The organism is Sphingomonas sp. PP-CE-1G-424 (assembly GCF_004341085.1).
Lineage (GTDB): Bacteria > Pseudomonadota > Alphaproteobacteria > Sphingomonadales > Sphingomonadaceae > Sphingomonas.
In genome coordinates this window covers 445559-465145 of the sequence record NZ_SLXW01000002.1, presented here as the reverse complement: position 1 = coordinate 465145, position 19587 = coordinate 445559, and the positions used below count along the sequence as shown (strand labels likewise).

The following is a 19587-nucleotide window of genomic DNA, read 5'->3' as shown; positions in this document are numbered from 1 at the left end:
TATAGGACGCGAGTTAATGAAGCGGACACGCCAAACCTTATCTTTGTCATAGTAATTGATCAACATCTCAAAACAAGCCTGATAATTCCAAGACATCGATCAAGCATAGTTGGGATTTTAGGCAGCCCAGCAATGGCTATCCCGCGAATAAACCATAATATTTGTTAGTTCTGAAAGAACTATCCAATATCAGTATCATCCTTTCATCAGGCAACAATACGCGGCCGCATTGATGGTCGGACGAAAGATGCCGAACGTATCGCCCGAGTCGGGATGTCACTTCGGATCGGAACGCACAACGAAAAGGGCCATCCGCTAAGCGGACGGCCCTTGCCGGATCGGCGCTATCGCCAAATCGAGGTACCCTGTCAGAAGCGGATGCTGATCGATCCCTTGTAGGTCTGGTTCGACACGTCGCTGCGCTCGATCGTGGTATCGGCGCCGATCGAGACGTCGACTCGGTCGCCGACCAGCGTCAGGCCGCCGCTGACTTCACCCCAGTTCTTGTCCTGACCGGCAAGCGCGAACAGCGCGTTCGGACCGATCCCGCCGACGAAGTTCGCGCCGAACACACCCGGCGTCGAGTTGAAGTCGTGGACGTAATTGGCTGCGACGTACGGCTTGAGCGACGCGCCGCCGCTTAGGAACAGCCCGGCACGCCCCTGCACGCTGTCGAAGCTGTCGCGGTCGACGTACAACGCCGGGCCGCTCCCGTTCGGGCGGCCAGTCTCGATCGACTTGCCGAAGCCGATATGGCTGGCCCGGATAGACACGCGCGGGCCGACCTTCAGCATCGACAGGTCGAACGCCTTGCCGAGGCCGACTTCGCCGACCAGCGTCAGCGCATTGTCGGTGCTGCGCAACCGGTAGCTGGTGCCGACGAAGCCGACGGTGCGATCGGTCTTCGCGACGAACGCGCCCGCGCTGAGTTGCGTGTCGAGGATAATCCCCGACGCGGTCTCCAGCTTGCCGTAGACCGTCCCCTGGTACAGCGCGCCCTTGGCCCGCTGCGCGATCCCGCCGGTGGTGCCGTCGGTGTCGGTGTACGAGACCGACAGGCCGATCACCGCGCCCTCGCCGGCCTGCTTCTCCAGACCGCCGGCGATGAAATAACCGTCGAACTTGTCATGCCCGCCAAACGGGACCGCAGTCGGCATCGAGCGGCTGCGGCCGTCGATATAGCCGCCCGCGATGAAGCCACCCATGTCATCGGGAAGCTTGCCCGACTGGACGACCGGGCCGCCGGTGTCGCTCATCATGTCCTGTCCGCCCGGCAGGTCGCTCGCCATCAGCGAGGCCACCTGGAACGGCTTGCCGATCAGCGCGAGCGTACCCCCGAGCCCGTGGCGCGTATCGATCTGCGCGATGCGATCGCGGTAGAACCGCGACATCGTGTCGACCGAGGCCACGCCGAGGCTCGACTTCAGCGTTTCCGCGCGGGGCGCGAGCCCCTCCAGCGTCGAGCGGATCGTCGCTGCGGTCTGCAGATCGAGCGTGCCGTACAGCCCGCTCAGCGCCGCATAGTTTGACCGGTTGCGATCGAGCAGCCCGGCATACGCTGTCTGGATCGGCGTCGCGGCAACGACATTGCTATATTGCCCCGCAGCAATCCGCACCTGCACCGCATTGGCGCTGTAAACATAGGTAGGCGTCAGGATCGCGCTGAGCGGCGTCGCCGCATTGAACGCCCCGCTGACCCCGCCCTGCGCGGTCACGATCGTGTAGATATCGTTCGATCGAATGGTCTGCCCTGCGACGGGCGCGAACCCGACGCTGCCGCCGAGATTGACGATCCCGTTGGTCGCCGCGCCACTGGCGTTGAACGTCGTCGCCACGAAGGCAAGCTTGTCCGACGTGCCGTTGGCGCCGAGATCGACGAGCAGGTTGGTGCCCGAAGCGAGGATGCCGTTGCCTGCGACGGTCAGCGTCCCGATCGTCCCCATCGTGCCGGGCGCGATCATGCCCGAGACGCTGGTGAAGAACGGCGTGTTGATCCGCCCCGATCCGGTCAGCAGTCCGGCGAGCATAAAATAGTCGCCCTGCGTAGAGATCACGCCGTCGTTCTGCACCGTGCCGGTGACCTGATTGATCGTCATCAGGCTGGTCAGCGACCCGGCCGACGTCACCGCCAGCTTGGCCATGCTGCCCGCGACGGTGAACTTGTCGACCGTGACCGACGATGCGAGCGTGGTGGTGCCCGCCGCCGCCAGCGTGACGTCGTAATAGCGTGCGCTACGCTGCGTGGTGCGATCGGGATCAATGTTGTTGGGGACGAAGTTGGTCGCGCCCGGCAGGCCGTTGGCGAGCGTCGGCGACAGCACCGCGAGCGCCGTCACGTCCTTACCGGCCTGCGCGACGTTCTCCGCGCTGGCCAGCAGCGACGCGTCGGCTTTGCCGCCCTGCGCCACGGTTTCCAGCATCATGCCGGCCGCGGCGACACCGCCCGTCGCGACCTTGGTCACGACTGCCGGCGAGGCGGCGGTCGTCGTCACCGGAACGCCGTCGACCGTCTGGACGCCCGTCTTCACGTCGACGCAATCGGTCTGGAAACATACCTGGCCGAACTTGCTGCCATCGCCGGCGATACCCGCGCCGGTGCTGGTCGGCACGCCGTTGACCAGCTTGCCGTCGACGATGATCTGGTAGTTCGGGTCGAGCGCGGTCACCCAGTGCGATGCGTCGGTCCACTGACCGTCGCCCGCCCTGGTCTGCGCATAGCGATACGGATTGTTCGCGGTGATATAATCCGAGAACAGATAGAGGGGCTGGTAAAAGCTCGCCGTGCCATAGGCACCGAACGGCTGCGCGCCATAGAACCGGTTACCGCCCGACAGGACGCCGATCACGACCTGCTTGGCGAAGGTGCGATCGAGGATCAGCGGACCGCCCGAATCGCCGCCCGCGGTCGTACCCTCGTTGGGCAGCGCGTCGTCCTTGAACAGGTTGAAATCATAGGGGCTGGCTGCAGCGGTGCCACGGCGGGGATCGTCGAAATCGAGCTGGTAGAGATTCTGCGGCAGGCCGCTGGTCGATCCGAACAGGAACGCATCGCGATCGTCGAACGAGCCGAGGATGCCGATCGTGTTCTCGGCGATGCGGCGGCGGTAGTCGATGCCGTTGGTATCGCCGACCAGCGTGCCACCCTGCCCGCTGCGACCATAGCCGGTGATCGTCACGTGATAGCCGGTGCCGGTGGTCGCGCCGATCGTCGCGGGTGCCGGCAGCGCGGACAGCAACAGCGCCCAGGTCGGCACGTTGGCGGCGGGCGTATCGAGCGTCGCGATCGCGACGTCACCCTGGATGAAGTTCTGCGACAGGCCGAGCTTCAGCGAGTCGGCATTATAGACGACCTGATTGACGTTATACAGGAAGTTGGCGGTGTTGGTCTTGTACTGCTGAGCATTGACCGCGCCGGTCGCGGTGGTCGGCAGGAACCAGTCGATCACCGCGGGGCGGTTGTTCTGCGCGAACCCGAACGCGATCGGGATGCCGCCGCCCTGCGATCCATATTGCCACGGATCCTGCGCACCGGTGCCGGCGCCGTTCTCGTTGACGCAATGCGCGGCGAAGATGACCGTGCGCGGGTTGATCAGCGACCCGGTACAGATTCCGAGGCCGCCACCGCCCGCATCGATCGTCATCTGGCCGACACCGTTCACGCCACCCGCGACGTCCTGTGCGGTGGTCGGCGTACCCGGAGCGCTAATGACGATGCTCGGCTGGGTGACCAGATCGGCGGGGTTGAGCGTGCTGCCATACGCCATCACGTCGACGCTCGTCGGTCGCTCCTGGGCCGACGCCAGCGTCGGAACGGCCGCCGCGATCAGGATCGCGGTGGACGCGAGCAGGTTCAGCCGTGACCGACGCGTGAGACAGTTCGTTGCGTCCGCAGAAACGATCGTCATCTGTATAACCCCCTGTTCGTGCCGTCCATTTTCGGAAACGTGCACCATGAAGGGAAGCTATGCAGACCATTTTGCGAACGCAATCGATGATCCGTCGAGTTTCACACCTTTGTAATTATTCGTAACAAACGCGTTAAATATGCCACAGGCCGATCGACCGTCGTCGCGGTGGTCTCGGCTGGTCCGACAGGACGCGCGCACCAAAATGGCCACGTGCGACCGCTAACGCCCGGTAGCGCTATCGCGCATACCGCGATCACCGAATACCTTGCAGCGCGGCACCCGTGCCCTTCCCCGATGCGCTCCCCCTTGCTAAGGCCCCTCCGGTAACAGCATTTTTCGCTCGGTCCCCGACGCGCCCGCGTGGCCTATATGGCTGCTTTCCCCTCGGCGCCCGGCGGCCCGACGCCCACGGGAAGGACCCCTATGACTGCCATCGGCCAGGACACCCTCAAGACCCGCACCAGCCTCTCCACCGGCGGCAAGTCGTACGACTATTACAGCCTCGCCAAGGCATCGGAACAGCTCGGCGACATCAGCCGCCTGCCCTTCTCGATGAAGGTGCTGCTCGAGAACCTGCTCCGCTTCGAGGACGGCGTGACTGTCACGCGCGAGGATATCCAGGCGATCGTCGACTGGCAGAAGGAGCGTCGCAGCGACCGCGAGATCCAGTATCGCCCGGCGCGCGTGCTGATGCAGGACTTCACCGGTGTCCCTTGCGTGGTCGACCTCGCCGCGATGCGCGACGCGATGACCAAGCTCGGCGGCAACCCCGAGAAGATCAACCCGCAGGTCCCCGTCCACCTCGTCATCGATCACTCGGTGATGGTCGACGAGTTCGGCACGCCGCAGGCATTCCACGACAATGTCGACCTCGAATATGAGCGCAACATCGAGCGCTACGAGTTCCTGAAGTGGGGCAGCAAGGCGCTCGACAATTTCCAGGTCGTCCCCCCCGGCACCGGCATCTGCCACCAGGTGAACCTCGAATATATCGGCCAGGCCGTCTGGTCGTCGGCTAGTTCGGGTGACCACGGCGACGGCACGATGATCGCGTACCCGGATACGCTGGTCGGCACCGACAGCCACACGACGATGATCAACGGTCTCGGCGTGCTAGGCTGGGGCGTCGGCGGGATCGAGGCCGAGGCCGCGATGCTCGGCCAGCCCGTCTCGATGCTGATTCCCGAGGTCGTCGGCTTCAAGCTGCTCGGCAAGCTGAACGAGGGCATCACCGCCACCGATCTGGTGCTGACCGTCACGCAGATGCTGCGCGCCAAGGGTGTGGTCGGTCGCTTCGTCGAGTTCTTCGGCCCCGGCCTGTCGTCGATGACGCTCGCCGATCGCGCGACGATCGCCAACATGGCGCCCGAATACGGCGCGACCTGCGGCTTCTTCCCGATCGACGACAAGACGCTAGACTACATGCGCCTCACCGCACGCTCGGATGAGAATGTCGAGCTGGTCGAGGCCTATGCCAAGGCGAACGGCTTCTGGCGCGACGAGAATGCCGAGGATCCGGTGTTCACCGACACGCTCGAACTCGACATGGGCACCGTCGTCGCCTCGCTCGCCGGCCCGAAGCGCCCGCAGGACCGCGTCAGCCTCAACAAGGTCGACGAGGTGTTCAACAGCGACCTCCACAAGCTGTACCACAAGGAGCAGCCCGCCCGCGTCGCGGTCGAGGGTCGCGAGCATGATATCGGCGACGGCGACGTCGTCATTGCCGCGATCACCAGCTGCACCAACACGTCGAACCCGTCGGTGCTGGTTGCCGCAGGGCTCGTCGCGCGCAAGGCGAACGCACTCGGCCTCAAGTCGAAGCCGTGGGTGAAGACCTCGCTCGCCCCCGGTTCGCAGGTCGTCACCGACTATCTCGACAAGGCTGGCCTTACCGCGGATCTGAACGCACTCGGCTTCAACCTCGTCGGCTATGGCTGCACGACTTGCATCGGCAACTCGGGGCCGCTGGCGCCTGCGATCTCGGCAGCGATCAACGAGAACGATCTCGTCGCCGCGTCGGTCCTGTCGGGCAACCGCAACTTCGAGGGCCGCGTCTCGCCCGACGTCCGCGCCAACTTCCTCGCCTCGCCCCCGCTGGTCGTTGCCTATGCGATCAAGGGCACCGTCACGACCGACATGATCGAAACGCCGCTGGGCCAGGGGTCGGACGGCCAGGACGTGTATCTGCGCGATATCTGGCCGACCAACGAGGAAGTCCGCACGACGATGGACGCCAACATCGACGCCGGCATGTTCGGCGCGCGCTACGGCGACGTCTATGCGGGCGACGCCAAGTGGCGCGAGATCGACGTCACCGGCTCGGACACCTACGCATGGCGCGCAGGCTCGACCTATGTCGCCAACCCGCCGTACTTCGAGGGCCTCAGCATGACGCCGTCGCCGGTGCAGGACATCATCGACGCCAAGCCGCTCGCGATCCTCGGCGATTCGATCACCACCGATCACATCTCGCCGGCCGGTTCGATCAAGGCCGACAGCCCCGCAGGCCGCTTCCTGCAGGAGCATCAAGTCAGCAAGGCGGACTTCAACAGCTATGGCGCGCGTCGCGGCAACCATGACGTGATGATGCGCGGTACCTTCGCCAACATCCGCATCAAGAACGAGATGGTCCCCGGCATCGAGGGCGGCATGTCGAAGTACGACGGCGAAGTCATGGCGATCTACGACGCCGCCATGCGCTTCAAGCAGGACGGCACCCCGCTCGTGATCGTCGCGGGCAAGGAATACGGCACCGGCTCGTCGCGCGACTGGGCAGCGAAGGGTACCAACCTGCTCGGCGTCCGCGCGGTCATCACCGAGAGCTTCGAGCGCATCCACCGCTCGAACCTGGTCGGCATGGGTGTGCTGCCCTTGCAGTTCGCGGAAGGCACCGATCGCAAGACGCTCGGCCTCGACGGTTCGGAGACGTTCACGATCCTAGACGTGGCCAGCATCCGCCCGCGTCAGGACGTCACGGTCAAGATGACCCGCGCCGACGGCACCAGCGAGACGTTCCAGACCAAGTGCCGGATCGATACCGTCAACGAGCTGGAATACTTCCTCAACGGTGGCATCCTCCACTACGTCCTGCGCAAGCTGGCCGCGTAAGACTGCCCTACGATCCTCCCCCGCCATGGGGAGGTGGCGCCGAAGGCGACGGAGGGGGAGGACACGGAACAGAGGTTCCCCTTACCTCCCCCTCCGTCAGGCAAGCGCCTGCCACGTCCCCCTGGCGGGGGAGGATCGATAGACTTCAAACATCTCAGGTTATTGTCGCGCGTCTAGCGCCGAGCCCAGCGCGCTCCCGAAAACAAAAAGGCGGGGCGACCGTGAAGGTCGCCCCGTAGTTCAGGGAGAAGACCGGGACAGGGGGGACCCGGTCAAAGTCGCCGTCCACAGGGGGAGAGGGAGCGGCGACGCTCTCCCTTTCGCGCCGATATGTTGCAGGGATATGTCGGTCGCGTGTTCGAGCGACATTTTTACAATTAATACGGTCTTCGGCATGAATTTCATGCCCGGCCTACCCTGGCCGCCGCCTCAACCGATCATCATTAAGCTCGCATTGCCCCCTGCAGCGGTGGTGTTGATCGAGGTCGATACCTCCTCCAGCAGCCAGTCGGGCGTGTAGGCGAGCGGCGCGCCAAGCTTGGCCGCATGGACGAGAACGATCGGCCCCGGCATCGCCGCTACCCGTTCGACCATCTGCGCCACCACCGCCGCATCGCCCTCGACCAGCACCGCGGCGAACGGCGCGTCGCCGTCATCTGCGAACACCGAAGCGACCCCCGCAGGGACCCCCTCGGGCAACGCCATACCCTCGACCTGCGCGCGATTGCCCGTCGCCAGCACCACCGCCATCTGCTCCAGCAACCCCGCTGGCGTGGCGGGCTTCAACAGCACACGCCCGCGCGGATGCAATGCATAGACGTTGCGCTCGCCGACCGGGCCCGGCAGCAGCGTCTCGACACCCAGCGCCGACCCGTCGCGATAGAGACGCGCGGCGGTGGCGGTGGCGCGATGGCCACGTTGCCCCAGCCACGCGATGAACGAGTCGAGCAGCGGCATCGGCGTACCGGACCCGATCTGCGCGTTCGCGGCCTCGGTCACGAGCCGCCCGAGATACAGCGGACCGCCCGCCTTCGGACCAGTCCCCGACAGCCCGCGCCCGCCGAACGGCTGCACGCCGACGATCGCGCCGATGACGTTGCGATTGACGTAGATATTACCCGCCTTCACCCGCGCGGTGATGTCCGAGACGGTCCCGTCGAGCCGCGTGTGCAGCCCGAACGTCAGCCCATACCCAGTCGCATTGATCGCATCGATCAGCGCGTCGAGCTTATCGCGCTTGAACCGGATGACGTGGAGCACCGGCCCGAACACCTCGCGTTCGACGTCGCCGATATGACCGATCTCGATGATCGTCGGCGCGACGAACGTACCATGCGCGCACTCGGCCGGCAGCTCCTGCTGGTCGACCCGGTACCCCGCCGCGCGCATCCGGGCGATATGCGACTCGATCCCCGTCTTCGCCTCGGCGGTGATGACCGGACCGATATCGATCGCCAGCCGGTCGGTACGGCCGATCCGCAATTCCTGCAGCGCACCCTTCAGCATCGCCAGCGTCCGGTCGGCAACCTCCTCCTGCAGGCACAGGATGCGCAGTGCAGAGCACCGCTGTCCCGCGCTATCGAAAGCAGAGGCGAGCACGTCCGCCACGACCTGTTCCGCGAGCGCCGACGAATCGACGATCATCGCGTTCTGGCCACCGGTCTCTGCGATCAGCGGGATCGGCGCGCCGGTGGCGGACAGCCGCGTCGCCAACTGGCGCTGGATCAGCCGAGCTACGTCGGTCGACCCCGTGAACATCACCGCAGCCGTCTCGGGCGCACCGACCAGCGCCGCGCCGATCGCGCCGTCGCCGGGAACGAGGTGCAACGCATCCGCCGGGATCCCCGCCTCGTGCAACAACCGCACCGCTTCGGCAGCGATCAACGGGGTTTCCTCGGCAGGCTTGGCGAGCACCGGATTGCCCGCGACCAGCGCGGCGGCGACCTGCCCCGCAAAAATCGCGAGCGGGAAATTCCACGGGCTGATGCACACCACCGGCCCCAGCGCTATCTGCGCGGGCCCCATCGTAGTCCGCGCCTGCTTTGCATAATAGCGCAGGAAATCGATCGCCTCACGAACCTCGCCGATCGCGTTGGCCGCCGACTTGCCCGCCTCGCGGATCACCAGACCGATCAGGATCGGCATCCGCGCCTGCATCGCGTCGGCTGCACGATCGAGCGCCGCAGCGCGATCGGCCACCGGCGTTGCGGACCAAATGCTCGCGGCCGCCCGCGCCACGACAGCGCGCGCGTCCTCGACGGCGACTTCGGCAACGTGACCGACGACGTCGCGGTGGTTGGCCGGGTTGAGTACCGCACGCGTCTCGCCGCTGGCCTCGGAACCGGCATACCACGCGATCGCCGCGCTTTCCCGTAGATCGTCGCCCAGCGCCGTCAACGCAGTCTCGTCGCTGAGATCGATGCCGTCCGAGTTGCGCCGATCGGGGAACAGTCCGCCCGGCAGCGCGATCTCGTCATGGCGCGCGCCGGGATTGGGCATCGCCGACACGATATCGACGGGGTCGGCGATCATCGCGTCGATCGAGATCGCAGGATCGGCGATCCGGTTGACGAACGACGAGTTCGCGCCATTCTCGAGCAACCGGCGAACCAGATACGCGAGCAACGTCTCATGCGTGCCGACCGGCGCGTAGATCCGGCACGGCCGGTCGAGCTTATCCTTGCCGACCACCTGTTGATACAGCGGCTCGCCCATCCCGTGCAGGCACTGGAACTCGTACTGGCCGATCGCGAAATCGGGTCCGGCAAGCTGGTAGATCGTCGCCAGCGTCTGCGCATTGTGCGTTGCGAACTGCGGGAAGACGGCATCCGGCGCGGCCAGCAGTTTCCGTGCGCACGCGATGTACGCGATGTCGGTATGGAGCTTGCGCGTGTAGACCGGGAAGTCGGCGAGGCCATCGACCTGCGCGCGCTTGATCTCGGCATCCCAATACGCGCCCTTGACCAGCCGGACCATGATCCGCCGCTCCGATCGCCGCGCGAGATCGACGATCCAGTCGATCACGAACGGGCACCGCTTGCCATAGCCCTGGACGACGAACCCGAGCCCGTTCCAGCCCGCCAGATCGGGATCGAGCGCGAGGCTCTCGAGCAGGTCGAGCGACAGTTCGAGCCGGTCGGCCTCCTCGGCATCGATGTTGAAACCGATGTCGTAGCGCTTCGCCAGCGCGGCGAGACGCGCCACCATCGGCAGCAACTCCTCCATGACACGCGCCGCCTGCCCGCGGACGTAGCGCGGGTGCAGGGCGGACAGCTTGATCGAGATGCCCGGCCCCGCATACACACCGCGCCCCGCCGACGCTTTGCCGATCGCGTGGATCGCGGTCTCGTAATCGGCATAATAGCGCGCGGCATCGGCGGCGGTCGTCGCCGCTTCGCCGAGCATGTCGTAGCTGTAGCCGAAACCCTTGGCCTCGAGTTCACGTGCGCGCTTGAGCGCCTGCTTGATCGTCTCGCCGGTGACGAACTGCTCGCCCATCATCCGCATCGCGAGATCGACGCCGCGGCGGATGACCGGCTCGCCGACCCGCGCGACCAGCCGCGACAACGCCGCGCCGAGCCCGCGATCGTCGGCGCTCCCGACCAGCTTGCCGGTGACCACCAACCCCCAGGTCGCGGCGTTGACGAACAGCGACTTGCCGCCGCCGAGATGCGCGGTCCAGTCGCCGCCGGCGATCTTGTCGCGGATCAGCGCATCGCGCGTCGCATCGTCCGGAATCCGCAGCAGCGCCTCGGCAAGGCACATAAGCGCGACGCCCTCCTGGCTCGACAACGAATATTCCTGCACCAGCCCCTCGACACCGGTACCGCGATGTTCGGCGCGCATCCGCGTCACCAGATCGCGCGCCGTCTCGCGCACCGCAGCGTGCGTCTCGGGGTCGAGCGTCGCGGACTTGATCAAAGGTGCGAGCGCCTCGGCCTCGTCCAGCCGATACGCGGCGGTGATCGCCGATCGCAACGGGGTAGCCTCGCGGATAGCGGGGGCGAAGGCGGCGAAGGGCTGGCTGGTCATTCCACCGCCATAGATCGCTTCCAAAAGTCGATCCGACTTATGTATCGGCATCCGGCGGGCTATATCGCTTTTGTACGCGCCATTCGCGGACCGATCGGAGTGATTTGATGCCGGCAACAGTTGAAATGGATGGCTTCGACCACAAGATCGTTGCCGCATTGCTGGAGGACGGCCGCATGTCGGTCACCGACCTCGCGGCCGCCGTCGGGCTGTCGAAGACGCCGTGCCAGGTTCGCCTGCGCAAACTGATCGCAAGCGGCGTGATCCGCGGTTTCTGCGCCATCGTCGATGCCGAGAAGATGGGTCTCGATCACGTCGCGTTCGCCGAGGTGAAGCTCGACGACACGCGCGAGCAGGCGCTGAAAGCGTTCAACGCCGCGGTCCGCCGCATCCCCGAGGTTGAGGAATGCCACATGATCGCGAGCAGCTTCGATTATCTGCTGAAGGTCCGCACCGCCGACATCCGCCGCTACCGCGCGGTGCTCGGCGAGAAGATCTCGAGCCTGCCGCACGTCGCGAGCACGTCGACCTTCGTGGCGATGGAAACCGTCAAGGACAGGACCCGCTGATCCGCGGGCCCGGATCCTCCTCGGCTATTGCTTGATCGGCGCGAACGAGAACAGTCCGCTGCGATAGTTCATGACAACGTGCGTGGTGGTGATGCCGTCATGGACCACGACCTTGGCCTGATCGGCATGCGGCTTGGAATGGCCGAGCTTGGGGTTGCTGGCAAAGCCGATACCATCGTGGAGCAGACTGAAGCCGTGGCCGCCGTCGCGCGCATGGACGACGCTGAGAGCATAGGTCCCCGGTGCCGGCACGCGCAGGCAGAGCGACACCACGCCGGTCGCGGGCACGGTGATCACCGACCGCCGGAAGGTCTTGCCGGCGCCGATCAGGACGTTGTCGTCGGCAAGGAAATCGCCGTCGCGCGCCGGGTAGAGTTCGGCGCGGAGCACGCCGACGCGGTCCTTCAGGCCATCGACGTCGACGATCAGCGCGGGCCCCGGTTCGTTGGGTCGGCAGCGCGCCTCGACGGTGCCGAGCCTCGGGGTCGAGGGAATAGCCGTAGCGGCGAGCGCCAGTATCGAGAACAGGATCACTTGTTACGCTCCATGGTGGCGAGTTCGACCGCGGTCAGCGCCGCGCCGAGCAGAAGATGCGTGACCAGCCACAGCCCGGCGATCATGGTCAGCACCGCGGTCACTTCGGAGGTCCGCCCGACGGTGAACGCGACCAGCCCAGCGAACACGATGTCCTTGTTCGGCAACAGCGGCAGGCGCGAGACGAGCATCCGCAACGTCGCCAGCGCGAGCCACCAGGCGAGCGGCGCGGCGGGCATCACGGCTGCCCACAGCAACGCAGCCAGCACGGTGGTGGCGACGATCCGCAGGAAATGGATGACCGCGATCCGGGTCAGTTCCGGGCGCGGCAGCGTCAGCAGCCGCTTGCGCAGCACCAGCGTGACGAGCGACGGGATCGCCATGCTCGCCGCGGACACGATCATGACCTTCGCGCTGGTGCCGAGATGCAGCGCGGCGAGCGCGTGCCAGCTCGCCGCCGCCAGCGCGAGCGTGCAGACGTTGGCGACGACCGCGGACAGGATCGCGACGTCCTTGATCGCGCCGAACGGCGTACCGACCATCGTCGCGTGCTTGCGCGCCCAGCCGTAGAAATACAGTTCGCCCGAGTAACCGAGGATGATCTCGTTGCTGATCCGCTTGCGCAGCAGCGCGAGAATGCCGCCCGCCGGCAATCGCCAGAGGCGCCGGTAGATCACCCATTCGCTGAACGGCGTCACCAGATAGCCCAGCGCGAAGATCGCCCAGAACAGCGGCGACATCGGCACCATGTGCAGGATGCCCGGCACGTCGAGGCTGCGCAGCTGCCACAGCGCGCCGATCAGGATCGCGGCGGACAACAGCGGCGCGAGCCAGCGGCCGACGAAGCCCTTGCGGACGACGGTCGGTGTCAGGGCGGGAAAAACCTGTGCGCGCGTCAGCGTCAGCGGCATCTCTGTCATGCGACATTGCTCCGGTAGTAACGGGACCTGGCCAACGGCGGGCGGCAGAGGCGTGTGGTGCCAAGCGACGCCGAAGCGAGTGATCCGGATCGGGTCATGCCCACAGGACGCCGCCAGCAACGCCGAGCCGCAGCGATGCCCGTCCCATCAGTGAAATAATTTGCCGGTAGGGATCGGCGCGGACTGCGGAAGCATCGAGGCGGCGCCGTCCCGTCATCAGTGCGCGACGTATGAAGGCAAGACCATGGCGACATTCGACCAGAGCGGGGGCGACCAGAGCGAGAGCGGGGGCGACCACAGCGGGGGGCAGCGTCCTCCAGCGTCCGACGCCAAGTCGATGGCACGCAAATCGGCGGCGCAGCGACGCCTCGTCGTGTCGATCCACGACGTCTCGCCCGCCTTCGCCGCGCCGATCGACCTGCTCGCCGAACGGATCGATGCGATCCTGGGCGGTCCGAAGTTCGCGATGCTGGTGGTCCCCGATCACTGGGGCGCCGCGCGGCTCGATCATGCCCCGGCGTTCGAGCGGCGGCTGCGCGCATGGTCCGATGCCGGCGTCGAGATGTTCCTGCACGGCTGGTTCCACCGCGACGCGAGCGATCACCGCAATGCGGCCACTGCTCTGAAGGCGCGCTACATGACCGCTGGCGAAGGCGAGTTCCTCGGGCTCGACGCGGTCGAAGCCGAACACCGGATGCGCGCCGGTCGCGACATGGTCGAGCAGGCGATCGGTCGGTCGGTCGCGGGCTTCATCGCGCCGGCCTGGCTCTACGGACCGGGCGCGCATGCCGCGCTGAAGGCCTGCGACTTCGCGCTGGCCGAAGATCATTTCCGCGTATGGCAGCCTGCCACCGGCGCGATCGTCTCGCGCGGCCCGGTCGTGACCTGGGCCAGCCGGACGCGCGCGCGGACCGCCAGTTCGCTCGCGGTCGCCGCCGCGGCGCGCGTCATGCCCGACTGGATGCCGACGATGCGAGTCGCGGTCCATCCCGGCGACGTGACCAAGGAATCGCTGCTGACCAGCATCGACCGCACGCTGCGCACGCTCGCCGAGCGCCGCACGGTCTCTCGCTACGCCGACCTGGTCGCCGACCAGATGTCCGCTGCACCGGTCGAGAGGATCGCGGCATGAAGATCGTCGACGTCTGCGCATTCTACACGCCGACCGGCGGCGGCGTGCGCACCTATATCGACCGCAAGCTCGTCGCGCTCGCCGCGCGCGGGCACGAGGTCGTCGTCATCGCCCCCGGCGAGGAGAACCGTGAAGAACAACGCGGCCCCAACGCCCGCGTGCGCTGGTTGAAATCGCCACGCTTCCCGCTCGACCGCTCCTATCGCTACTTCGCCGACCGCGCCGCCTTGCATGCGATGCTCGACGAGGAGGACGCCGACGTCGTCGAGGTGTCGTCGCCGTGGCGAAGTGCATCGATGGTCGCGGACTGGCGGACGCAGTCGGGGTCGCGCGCGCGGCTTTCGCTGATCGCACATGCCGATCCACTGTCCGCCTACGCCTATCGCTGGTTCGGCAACGTCGCCTCGACCCAGGCGATCGATCGTGCGTTCGACTGGTATTGGCGGCATCTGCGCCGGCTCGACGCGCAGTTCGACCATATCGTCAGCGCCAGCGACAGCCTGACCCAACGGTTGCGCGAAGGCGGTCTCAACAAGGTGACGACCGATCCGATGGGTGTCGATCCGGGCCAGTTCTCGCCGCGCTTGCGCGACGCCGACCTGCGCCGCGAGATGCTGGCGCTGTGTGGACTGGGCGAGGATGCACTGCTGCTGATCGGGGTGGGTCGCCATGCGCCAGAGAAGCGCTGGGACATGGTCGCGCAGGCCGCGACGGTCGCGGGCACGCACACCCCGGTCGGGCTGTTGATCATCGGCGGCGGTTCGCGGCAACGGCGCGTGATGGATGCGATCGGCGACAACCCGCATGTCCGCCTGCTCGAACCGATCCGCGACCGGACCGCGATCGCCCGGCTGATGGCGAGTGCCGATGCGCTGGTCCACGGCTGCGAAGCGGAGACCTTCTGCTTCGTCGCGGCCGAGGCGATCGCGTCGGGACTGACGCTGATCGCCCCCGACCGCGGCGGCGCCGCCGATCTCGCGCGCGCCAGCGACGGCGTGCTCTATCGATCCGGCGACACGCAGGCGGTCGCCGATGCGATCCTGGCGTTTGCCGGAACGCGGCTGGCGTCGGCGGCGGGTCCTCTCGATCGCCCGGTCCGGACGATGGACGATCACTTCGACGCGCTGCTCGCCTTGTACCAGGATAATATGGCTGCGCAGCCCGAACGCCGGCAGGACGTGGCATGATGACCGCCATGGCTCGGATCTCGATGCCGGACACCAGCGAGGACGATCTGCCGGGCGCGACCACCGTGGCGCGACCATCGATCCGCGACGACCTGACCCGATCGCCACCCGTCGCCGCGACGCCGTGGCGGGCGCCGCTCTTCTACCTCGCCCCGATCGCCGCGATCTTCCTGCTGATCGCGGTCGCAATCGTGCTGCTGTGGCGGGTCGTCACGCGGTCCCGCAGCCTGTGACACGCCCCACCGTCCTTCGGTAGCGACAGACGCCGCGATACGCGGTATCCGTCCCGGTTCCTGAAGTTCGGAGCAATGCCGTAGCCGACGCGGAAAGTTTTCAGCCTGCCGGGCTTTCGGCAGTGCTTGCGGCGCATCGCCCGCAGCTCGTCCGGTTCTTCACCGGGCGGACGGGGAGTGCTGCGGAAGCCGAAGACGTGGTGCAGGAGATCTGGTTGCGCACCGCCGAACCCGCCGCGGGGCCGATCGCCAACCCGCTCGCCTATCTCCACCGGATCGGCCTGAATATCGTGCTCGACCGGGTGCGCGCGACCGGACGGCGCGCGCGCCGCGATACCGGCTATGCGGAGAGCATGACGACGATCATGGGCGACGAAGCGGTCGACGATACGCCCTCCGCCTTCGACGCGGTCGCCGGGCGGCAGCGGATTGCGCAACTGGCGACCGCGCTCGCCGGCCCCCCCGAGGGGGCGATGCGAGTTTTCCGTCGCCACAAGATCGATGGCCTGTCGCACGCCGAGGTCGCCGCGGAGTTCGGCATCACCCGCAGTGCGGTCGAAAAGCACATCGCCGTCGCGCTCAGGCATCTCAGAAAGGCGCTCGATGATCGAAACGACGATTGATCGTCACGCCCGACTGCGGTGCGGGATGAACGGTGGCGTCTATGGCACGAGCGGGGGGCATCCGCTTGGAACGAGGGCACCTTGATGGCTGCGACGACCCAAGACCCGATCGACGCAGCGGCAGTCTGGCACGCCCGGATCGATGCGCCCGACATGGATTGGGAGGGGTTCGGCGACTGGCTCGCCCACGACGCCGAGCACCGCGCCGCCTATGATTCGATCGCGCTGCTCGATGCCGAGATCGGCGAGGCCGCTCCTTCGATCGCCGCGCTGTTACCGGCAAACGACGACGCGGTGGTCGAAGCGCAACCGCTCGCCCTGCCTCCTCGCGCATCGCGCTGGCGCTGGGCGGCGACCGGCACCGGCGGCGCGCTCGCGGCCGGGCTGGCGCTGCTATTCGTCGCGCCACAGCTCGGTGGCGAGGGGGCACAGGTCTATGCGACGAACGCCGGCGATACGCGCGCGCTGACGCTGGCGGATGGCAGTGCGATGCGGATCGATCGCGGATCGCGCGTTTCGGTCGCCGGCGGCACCACCCCGCTGATCACGCTGGCGAACGGCGCGGCGAGCTTTACCGTCCGTCACGATCCGTCGCGAACGCTGATCGTCCGCGCCGGCGACTACGACATCCGCGACGTCGGCACGCGCTTTTCGGTCGTCAACGCCGGTCGAACGCTGTCGGTCGCCGTCGCCGAAGGCGAAGTCAGCGTCGCGCCGCACACCGGCGACGGGTCGCCTCCCGCGACGGTGAGCGCGGGGCAGCGGCTCGACATCGACACGACGACCGGGATCGCCGAGCGGCGCTCGGTTTCGCCCGCCTCGGTCGCCGACTGGACCGATGGCCGGCTCAACTACGACGGTGCGCCGTTACCGCTGGTTGTCGCGGACATATCGCGGTATGCGACCGCCCCGCTGGTGGTCGATCCGTCCGCCGCTGGGCTGCGCTTTTCCGGGGTTTTAACGATTGGCGATGGATCGCGGCTCCTCGATCAGCTTCGCGCGGTTCTGCCTGTACGGTTGCGTCGCGCTGATGGCGTCGTCCATATCGAGCGCGCCGGCCTACGCGGATAAACCGGCTCAGGGCGGGATCAGCATCGCCCAGGGCTCGCTGCGCACCGCACTCGATTCGCTCGCGCGGCAGACGGGCATTTCGATCGGCATGGCCGGGTCGCTGCCCGCCGTGCAGGTCAAACGCATCGATCATGTGTCGGATATCGCCAGGGCGCTTCGCAAGCTGCTTGCCGGCACGCATCTGCGCGCGGTCCGCGTCGATGCGACGACCTGGCGGATCGAACCGGCATCGCACCGCGACCCGGTCGAGCGACACCGCGAGATCGCGCCGCCGGCCGACACCGGCGGCGATATCATCGTCACCGCCAGCAAACGCGACGAACGTCTGTCCGACCTTCCCGCCTCGATCGGCATCTTCGGGGCGCCCGCGCTGGATCACCTGAGCGGCAAGCGCGGGCTGGTCGATCTCCTCGCCGCCACCGACGGCGCGTTCTCGACCAATCTCGGGCCGGGCCGGGACCGGGTGTTCCTGCGCGGCGTCGCCGACAGTGCCTTCAACGGCACCAGCCAGTCGCTCGTCAGCCTGTATCTCGACGATGCACGGATCGGCTATTCCTCCCCCGATCCCGACCTCAGGATGGTCGATATCGACCATGTCGAGATCCTCCGCGGGCCACAGGGAACGCTGTACGGCACCGGCGCGCTCGGCGGTGTGGTCAGGATCGTCACAACCCGGCCCGATCTCGACAGCGTGTCCCAGACGCTCTCGACCGAGGTCACCGGGATCAAGGACGGCGCTCTGGGCGGCGCGCTCGATGCGACCGTCAACCTGCCGATCGTGACGGGCAGCGTCGCGCTGCGCGCATCGGCATGGGCGGAGACGATGCCCGGCTGGATCGACGACAGCGGACGCGGCAAACGCAACGTCAATCGCACCGGGCGAACCGGCGCCCGCGCGGCGCTGCGCTGGGCGATCGGCGACGGCTGGACCGCGACCGCGAGCGGGGTCGGTCAGTGGATCGACACGCGCGACAGCCAATACGCCACGCGAGGGCTGACGCGCGCGACCTCGATCGCCGAGCCGCAGGACAATGATTTCGTGACGGGATCGCTCGACATCCGCGGATCTATCGGCCGGCTCGACGTACAGTCGACCAGTTCGGTCGTATCGCACGATTTCACCAGCACCTACGACGCGAGCAGCAGGGCGAGCCTGCTCGATACCGCCACGCCGCTCGCCTATGACGAGAGTCGCGAGATCCGCCTGCTGACGCAGGAGTTTCGCGTCAGCGATCCGTCCGCGCGCCATCCCTGGATCATCGGTGCGTCGCTGCTGAATGGCACCACCCGGCTGAAGGGCAGCTTCGTCGCGGCCGGCGACGCGATCGAAGCCCGCGACGACAAGGAGGCGGTCTTCGAGGCCGCGCTGTTCGCCGAAGGCACCGAGCGGCTGTCCTCCGCGCTCGACTTCAAGCTCGGTCTGCGCGGCTTCGTCACGACCAACGACATCGAACAGCAGGGCCCGCAGGAGCAGAGCGCGACCAAGCTCGGCGTCACCCCCAGCGCGACGCTCAGTTGGCACCGCGACGACATTGGCTTGGTCTGGCTACGCTATGCCAGCGCGATCCGGCCCGCGGCGGTCTCGCGCGATCTGCCCGGTAAAGACCAGAAGATTCCAGGCGACGAACTGCAAAGCCTCGAACTCGGCTGGCGGATACGCGCGTTCGACGACCGGGTCAGCCTCACCGGCGCGGTCTTCGGATCGGTCTGGAAGCATCTGCGCAGTGATGTGGTCGATTCGGACGGACTGTTCGGCACGATCGACGTCGGCAACGCCACCAATTACGGCATCGAGTTCGGCGCGCGGATGGACGCGCGACCGCTGACGATCGATGTCGGTACCACCATCCAGCGCGCAAGACTGACCTCCCCCAGCGAATACCAGCGAGGCAACGACGACGACCGCCGCCTGCCGGTGGTCCCCGACTTTTCCGCGCGATTCGGCCTGACGCGGAAATTCTCGCTGATCGCGCTGCCCGCCAGCGCCTATCTGACCGCCCGCTATATCGGCCAGACCCGGTTGAGCTTCGACCCGACGCTCGATCGCCGGGCGGGCAATTATGCGACGGTCGCCGCCGGTGCGACGGTCGACGACGGTCCGCGCCACTGGTCGCTTGCGGTCGACAATCTCCTGAACGGACGCGGCAACAGTTTCGGCTTCGGCAACCCGTTCACGCTCGCGTCGATCAAGCAGACCGTCCCGGTCCGACCGCGCGCGATCACGCTGAGCCTGTCGATCGGCTTCTGAGCAACGCGACCCCCGCGCGACA

The 19587-nt window shown here is 66.9% G+C and carries 12 protein-coding genes; 8 read left to right on the top strand and 4 right to left on the bottom strand.

Going from position 1 to position 19587, the window contains the following annotated elements; all coding sequences use genetic code 11:
- Positions 1 to 368: 368 nt before the first annotated feature.
- The gene (locus tag C8J43_RS07205) at positions 369 to 3905 is read right to left on the bottom strand and encodes an autotransporter domain-containing protein (protein WP_133030322.1); all 3537 of its coding nucleotides are present in this window, start codon (positions 3903 to 3905) and stop codon (positions 369 to 371) included.
- Positions 3906 to 4331: 426 nt separating this feature from the next.
- Here C8J43_RS07205 and acnA point away from each other — a divergent pair, with 426 nt between their 5' ends.
- Positions 4332 to 7016, top strand: a complete 2685-nt coding sequence (gene acnA, locus C8J43_RS07200; protein ID WP_060526615.1) for an aconitate hydratase AcnA — start codon at positions 4332 to 4334, stop codon at positions 7014 to 7016.
- A gap of 429 nt (positions 7017 to 7445) precedes the next feature.
- Here the strand turns inward: acnA and putA are convergent, their stop codons facing one another.
- Positions 7446 to 11048, bottom strand: a complete 3603-nt coding sequence (gene putA / locus C8J43_RS07195) for a trifunctional transcriptional regulator/proline dehydrogenase/L-glutamate gamma-semialdehyde dehydrogenase (protein WP_133030321.1) — start codon at positions 11046 to 11048, stop codon at positions 7446 to 7448.
- 107 nt (positions 11049 to 11155) lie between these two features.
- Between putA and C8J43_RS07190 the strand changes: the two genes are divergently transcribed.
- Positions 11156 to 11617: an Lrp/AsnC family transcriptional regulator gene (locus tag C8J43_RS07190; RefSeq protein ID WP_133030320.1), complete on the top strand. Its 462-nt coding sequence runs from the start codon at positions 11156 to 11158 to the stop codon at positions 11615 to 11617.
- Between the two features lie 24 nt (positions 11618 to 11641).
- Here C8J43_RS07190 and C8J43_RS07185 read toward each other — a convergent pair whose 3' ends face one another.
- Together C8J43_RS07185 and C8J43_RS07180 are read right to left on the bottom strand one after the other, a co-directional pair.
- The gene (locus C8J43_RS07185) at positions 11642 to 12148 is read right to left on the bottom strand and encodes a DUF2141 domain-containing protein (RefSeq protein WP_133030798.1); all 507 of its coding nucleotides are present in this window, start codon (positions 12146 to 12148) and stop codon (positions 11642 to 11644) included.
- Positions 12148 to 13071 carry a hypothetical protein gene (locus C8J43_RS07180; protein ID WP_133030319.1) on the bottom strand — a complete coding sequence of 308 codons (924 nt, stop codon included), beginning with the start codon at positions 13069 to 13071 and terminating at the stop codon, positions 12148 to 12150. The genes C8J43_RS07185 and C8J43_RS07180 overlap by 1 nt, the downstream gene beginning before the upstream one ends.
- A gap of 337 nt (positions 13072 to 13408) precedes the next feature.
- On the opposite strand from C8J43_RS07180, the gene C8J43_RS07175 reads away from it, so the two are divergent.
- From C8J43_RS07175 to C8J43_RS07150, 6 genes are all read left to right on the top strand, one after another.
- Positions 13409 to 14203 carry a polysaccharide deacetylase family protein gene (locus C8J43_RS07175; protein WP_133030797.1) on the top strand — a complete coding sequence of 265 codons (795 nt, stop codon included), beginning with the start codon at positions 13409 to 13411 and terminating at the stop codon, positions 14201 to 14203.
- Positions 14200 to 15390: a glycosyltransferase gene (locus C8J43_RS07170; RefSeq protein ID WP_133030318.1), complete on the top strand. Its 1191-nt coding sequence runs from the start codon at positions 14200 to 14202 to the stop codon at positions 15388 to 15390. Before C8J43_RS07175 ends, C8J43_RS07170 begins: the two co-directional genes overlap by 4 nt.
- On the top strand, positions 15390 to 15623 hold the full coding sequence (locus C8J43_RS07165; protein WP_133030317.1) for a hypothetical protein: 234 nt from the start codon (positions 15390 to 15392) through the stop codon (positions 15621 to 15623). Before C8J43_RS07170 ends, C8J43_RS07165 begins: the two co-directional genes overlap by 1 nt.
- Before the next feature lie 122 nt (positions 15624 to 15745).
- Positions 15746 to 16246 (top strand): RNA polymerase sigma factor, encoded by a 501-nt coding sequence (locus C8J43_RS07160; protein ID WP_060526608.1) that lies wholly within the window; start codon positions 15746 to 15748, stop codon positions 16244 to 16246.
- An 84-nt stretch (positions 16247 to 16330) separates the two neighbouring features.
- Entirely contained in the window at positions 16331 to 17317 is a 987-nt protein-coding gene (locus tag C8J43_RS07155; protein ID WP_133030316.1) for a FecR domain-containing protein, read from the top strand.
- A complete protein-coding gene (locus C8J43_RS07150) occupies positions 17217 to 19565 on the top strand; it encodes a TonB-dependent receptor plug domain-containing protein (RefSeq protein ID WP_133030315.1) in 2349 nt (782 codons plus the stop codon). The genes C8J43_RS07155 and C8J43_RS07150 overlap by 101 nt, the downstream gene beginning before the upstream one ends.
- Positions 19566 to 19587 lie beyond the last annotated feature (22 nt).